Annotated in this window: 4 protein-coding genes; all 4 read right to left on the bottom strand. The window is 37.1% G+C overall.

Annotated elements, in window-relative coordinates:
- Positions 1–88 precede the first annotated feature (88 nt).
- Entirely contained in the window at positions 89–820 is a 732-nt protein-coding gene (locus RTL21_RS08100) for a GntR family transcriptional regulator (RefSeq protein ID WP_312095100.1), read from the bottom strand.
- 384 nt (positions 821–1,204) lie between these two features.
- Positions 1,205–3,544, bottom strand: coding sequence for an FtsK/SpoIIIE family DNA translocase (locus tag RTL21_RS08105; RefSeq protein WP_312095102.1), 2,340 nt, complete (start codon positions 3,542–3,544; stop codon positions 1,205–1,207).
- Between the two features lie 101 nt (positions 3,545–3,645).
- Positions 3,646–3,858 carry a YlzJ-like family protein gene (locus RTL21_RS08110; RefSeq protein ID WP_312095104.1) on the bottom strand — a complete coding sequence of 71 codons (213 nt, stop codon included), beginning with the start codon at positions 3,856–3,858 and terminating at the stop codon, positions 3,646–3,648.
- Positions 3,855–4,340: ClpP family protease (locus tag RTL21_RS08115; RefSeq protein ID WP_312095106.1), on the bottom strand; the 486-nt coding region annotated here is incomplete at its 5' end. The genes RTL21_RS08110 and RTL21_RS08115, both read right to left, overlap by 4 nt.

Genomic DNA, 4,340 nt, shown 5'->3' on the forward strand with positions numbered 1-4,340 from the left:
AAGCCAAATTTACGCTTCTTCAAAGCTTGTACCCCCTAGATTTTTTTGTTATTTAGTAAAGAACGTTTGCGATTAGTTTGTCCAGCTTTTACGAATAAATTCGTTTCCTTAAAACTTGAAAGCTAAACTTATCTGATCGAAAGTAATTTACTGAATAAAGAATCGGCTCATCCTTCTCATCATAATGCATCTGTTTTAAAACAAGCAGAGCAGTTTCTGGTTCACATTGCAGGATGGGAGATACTTTCTCGTGATATCCAATCGGTTCGATTTGTGCAACAGCATATGTAATATGTCTTTGACTATCCGATTCCAAGAATTGAAAAATCGATTCTTGATCGTATGAAAAATGGTCAGGTAAGATTTTCTGTGGCAGTTTATCAATACAGTAAACAACCGGTTCACCATTAGCTGTTCGAACTCTTTCAATAACGAGTAGTTCTTCCTCTTGCGAAGTGGAGAAGCGTGTCGTATCTTCTTCAGTGGCAAACATTGTGTTTGAGCTTAGAAATATGGTGCCTGGATTCATCCCTGCCTGCATAATCATATTCGTGACACTATTCAGTTGTTCAATGCCAGAATTAAACAGCGGCTTACTGTTAACAAAAGTGCCAACACCATGTCTTCTGACAATCACGTTTTCTTCTTCTAATGTACGTAGTGCCTCTCTTAAAGTCGCACGACTTACACCTAAAGTCTTTGCAAGCTCGAACTCGGAGGGGAATTTTTCTTTTTCTTTATATATTCCCTTCTCAATATCTTTCTTTAGACGATCAACTACTTGCAAATATAAATGTCTCGTATCCGATTTAATTAGCATATGATGTTCCTCCACACATTTCTAAGACATCAGACCTCTGATGTTCAATCATTCCTACTAATCGAAAATACTATAACACTTTTTGCCTAATAAATAAATAGAGTTTTAAGAATTTAGTCGAAAAAAAACTGAAATGATGAATTGTTCGGAAATCAACCGTTTGCATTTGTATATTCTTGTAAAAATTATGGTTATTTCTCCCTCATTTTCTCCTACTACTTGAACGATTGTTCCGAATATACGATAAAAAAAGAACCTGAAATAGGTTATACTATTTCAGGTTCCCTTTGGAAAATATGCTTTTTTATCATTCATTGAAGCATATTTTTTTCTACATAAATGGATATCATGATCATTAATCCATACTAATTAACAATGTATTCTTTACTGAATGTTCATTTCTTCGGAGCCTTTTGGAATGAGGACATTTCTCGGTTTACTCCCCTCATATGGTCCGACTACGCCGCGAGCTTCCATTTCATCGATTAATCTTGCCGCTCTTGTATAACCGATACGGAATCTTCTTTGCAGCATACTAACAGATGCCGTTTGCATTTCAACGATTAATTCCACTGCGTCATTATATAATCCGTCTTCCACAGCTCCTGTAACTTCGACAATTTCATCTGGAATCATTTCTTCCTGGTATTGTGCCTTTTGCTGTCCAATAACGAAATCAACTACTTCTTCGACCTCTTCATCTGACAAGAAGGCACCCTGCACTCTAACCGGCTTACTTGCACCATAAGGGAAGAATAGCATGTCTCCTCTTCCAAGTAGCTTTTCTGCTCCGCCCATATCTAAAATGGTGCGTGAGTCGGTCTGAGAGGATACAGCGAATGCAATTCGAGATGGAATATTCGCTTTAATAACTCCTGTGATAACATCAACAGATGGACGTTGTGTTGCAATGATAAGATGGATACCAGCTGCACGAGCCATTTGAGCAAGTCTTGTAATAGCATCTTCTACATCAGAGGATGCTACCATCATTAAGTCCGCAAGCTCGTCCACAATCACAACGATAAATGGAAGAAGTGGCTGCTTTTCCTGTTCTTCGGCATTGATGCGTTTAATGTATTCATTATAGCCTTCAATATTTCTTGTTCCAGTATGAGAAAATAAATCGTATCTTCTCTCCATTTCACTAACTACCTTCATCAATGCTTGCGATGCTTTTTTCGGATTCGTTACAACTGGCGCAAGCAAATGAGGTACCCCATTATACACATTTAATTCCACCATTTTCGGGTCAATCATCATCAATTTTACTTCATGTGGCTTCGCTCTCATTAAAATGCTTGTAATTATGCCGTTAATACAGACAGATTTTCCGCTTCCTGTTGCTCCTGCAACAAGTAAATGGGGCATTTTATTTAATTCAGCACATACTGCTTCTCCAGTAATATCTCGCCCAAACGCAATCATTAGCTTAGAATCTGGTTTATCATTTTTACTTGATTCCAATACTTCTCTAAGCGATACAACGGCAACTTCTGAGTTCGGTACCTCTATCCCAATTGCTGATTTTCCAGGAATCGGAGCTTCAATACGAATATCCTTCGCTGCTAATGCTAATGCTAAATCATCGCTTAAATTGACAATTTTACTTACCTTTACCCCTTCACTTGGGTGAACTTCATACTTTGTTACAGCTGGGCCTAAATGAACTTCTGTTACTCTCGCTTTGACACCAAAGCTATGAAAGGTTCTTTCTAATTTAGCGGCATTTGCATGAATTTGTTCATACTCCCCACTTTGATCTGCCTTTCTTGGCAGCTTCAATAGTTTTAAAGGAGGGAGCTCGTAATCCTTATTTTCCACCTCTGTAAAGGTTATTGGAACAACGACATCTCCTTCATCAGCCGGCTCCTCTATCTCACTAGCAGGTTCTTCATGAATCGCTTCATTCTGGTACGCTCTTTCAGCAAATGTGTTAATAATCGGCTCTTGTATGTATGATTCTTCCTCTTCGTGTGGATTGTTCACAATAATCTGCGAATTTGGATTTTCCTCGCGCTGATTATTATTTTCTTTTCTCGCCTGTTTATCCGCTTTGCGTTTTTCCTTATTTTTTTGCATGGATTCTTTCCAATCCTTCATATCCTGAATAAACGCAGTCCATTGATCGTGGATAAAATTCCAAATACTTGATAATACTTTTTTGAAGGCTCCACTTAAAGTCTTGCCTGTAAGTAAGATAAAACCAATGACAATGACGATGAAACTAATAATTTGTGTACCAACTGTATCAAATAAATAATGGAATAGCGCAAATAATACAGCACCAATCATTCCACCACCTAAATCAATATTCGTAGCCTCTTTATTTACTTCCATCCAAAATAATTCCCATGTATTATAAATGACACTTGGATTTGTAAAAGCGCCTTGACTGGCTAACAATTTAAACAATGTCACGTGACTGAGCAACAAAATAGCACTAACAATTAAATAGATTCCATTTAATTTCGTATTAAACATATAAGGTTTTTCGCGTTTCCACATTAAATAGCCACCGTATACGATTAGTCCAATCAGACACAGCATATACCATTCTCCGAAGAAGAAACGGAAAAAAGAAACCATTGTTGCTCCAACAGCACCAAGTTGTAGAATAGAGATAAGACTCAATGCCATAACGACAAGGGCTGCAAGTTCATATTGGATCGTTAATTTAAGCGCTTGTTTTTGTCTTTTTTTTCTTTTTTTCCTTTTAGCCATTTTTATATCACCTAATATTTATAATCATTTGTAATAAAGAAGCAGCCTTAGGCTGCTTCTTTATTGATTCCTATATTATACCATAGTTTATGAAAAACAGATTATATGTTTGGAATTTTTGTTCCTGGCTGCATGCCTGTATGGAGAAAATGATTGGGATCGGTGCTAAGCACTCTAATTACCTCCAATTCATTTGCTTCATTTTTAGCCACTAATAGAGGGATTCCATTATATTGAATAACTTGTTGCTTTTCGTAGATATCTTGACTCATTGGAAAAATCAATTCTTCCGGCATCATCGTATACATAATCATTGAATAATCCCTTCAGTCTGTTCTTTATTCGCGTCAATTAATTCATTCAGCTTTTTCATCGCATCTCCTACTCCACCCACAGCATCTATAAGACCAGAAGTAACTGCATCCATTCCGATTACATTTGTTCCAATATCTCTCGTTAAATTCCCTTTTGCAAACATAAGGTCTTTAAAATCTTCTTCTGTTATATTGGAATGCTTTGTGACAAAATTAACGACTCTCTCTTGCATTTTATCTAAGTATTCAAATGTTTGTGGGACACCAATAACAAGTCCTGTTAACCGTATTGGATGAATGGTCATCGTTGCTGTTTCTGCAATATAAGAAACATCACAAGACACAGCTATCGGAACACCGATTGAATGTCCTCCGCCTAAAACTAGGGAAACAGTTGGTTTAGAAAGAGAAGCAAGCATTTCAGAAATAGCCAACCCAGCTTCTACGTCGCCTCCAACTGTATTTAGAATAACGAGTACCCC

Source organism: Niallia sp., from assembly GCF_031978665.1.
Classification (GTDB): domain Bacteria; phylum Bacillota; class Bacilli; order Bacillales; family Cytobacillaceae; genus Niallia.

What these genes read in the sequence shown, in the direction of transcription:
- RTL21_RS08100 (WP_312095100.1), bottom strand. Translation starts at nt 820, where the DNA reads ATGCTAATTAAATCGGATACGAGACATTTATATTTGCAAGTAGTTGAT.
- RTL21_RS08105 (WP_312095102.1), bottom strand. Translation starts at nt 3,544, where the DNA reads ATGGCTAAAAGGAAAAAAAGAAAAAAAAGACAAAAACAAGCGCTTAAA.
- RTL21_RS08110 (WP_312095104.1), bottom strand. Translation starts at nt 3,858, where the DNA reads ATGATTATGTATACGATGATGCCGGAAGAATTGATTTTTCCAATGAGT.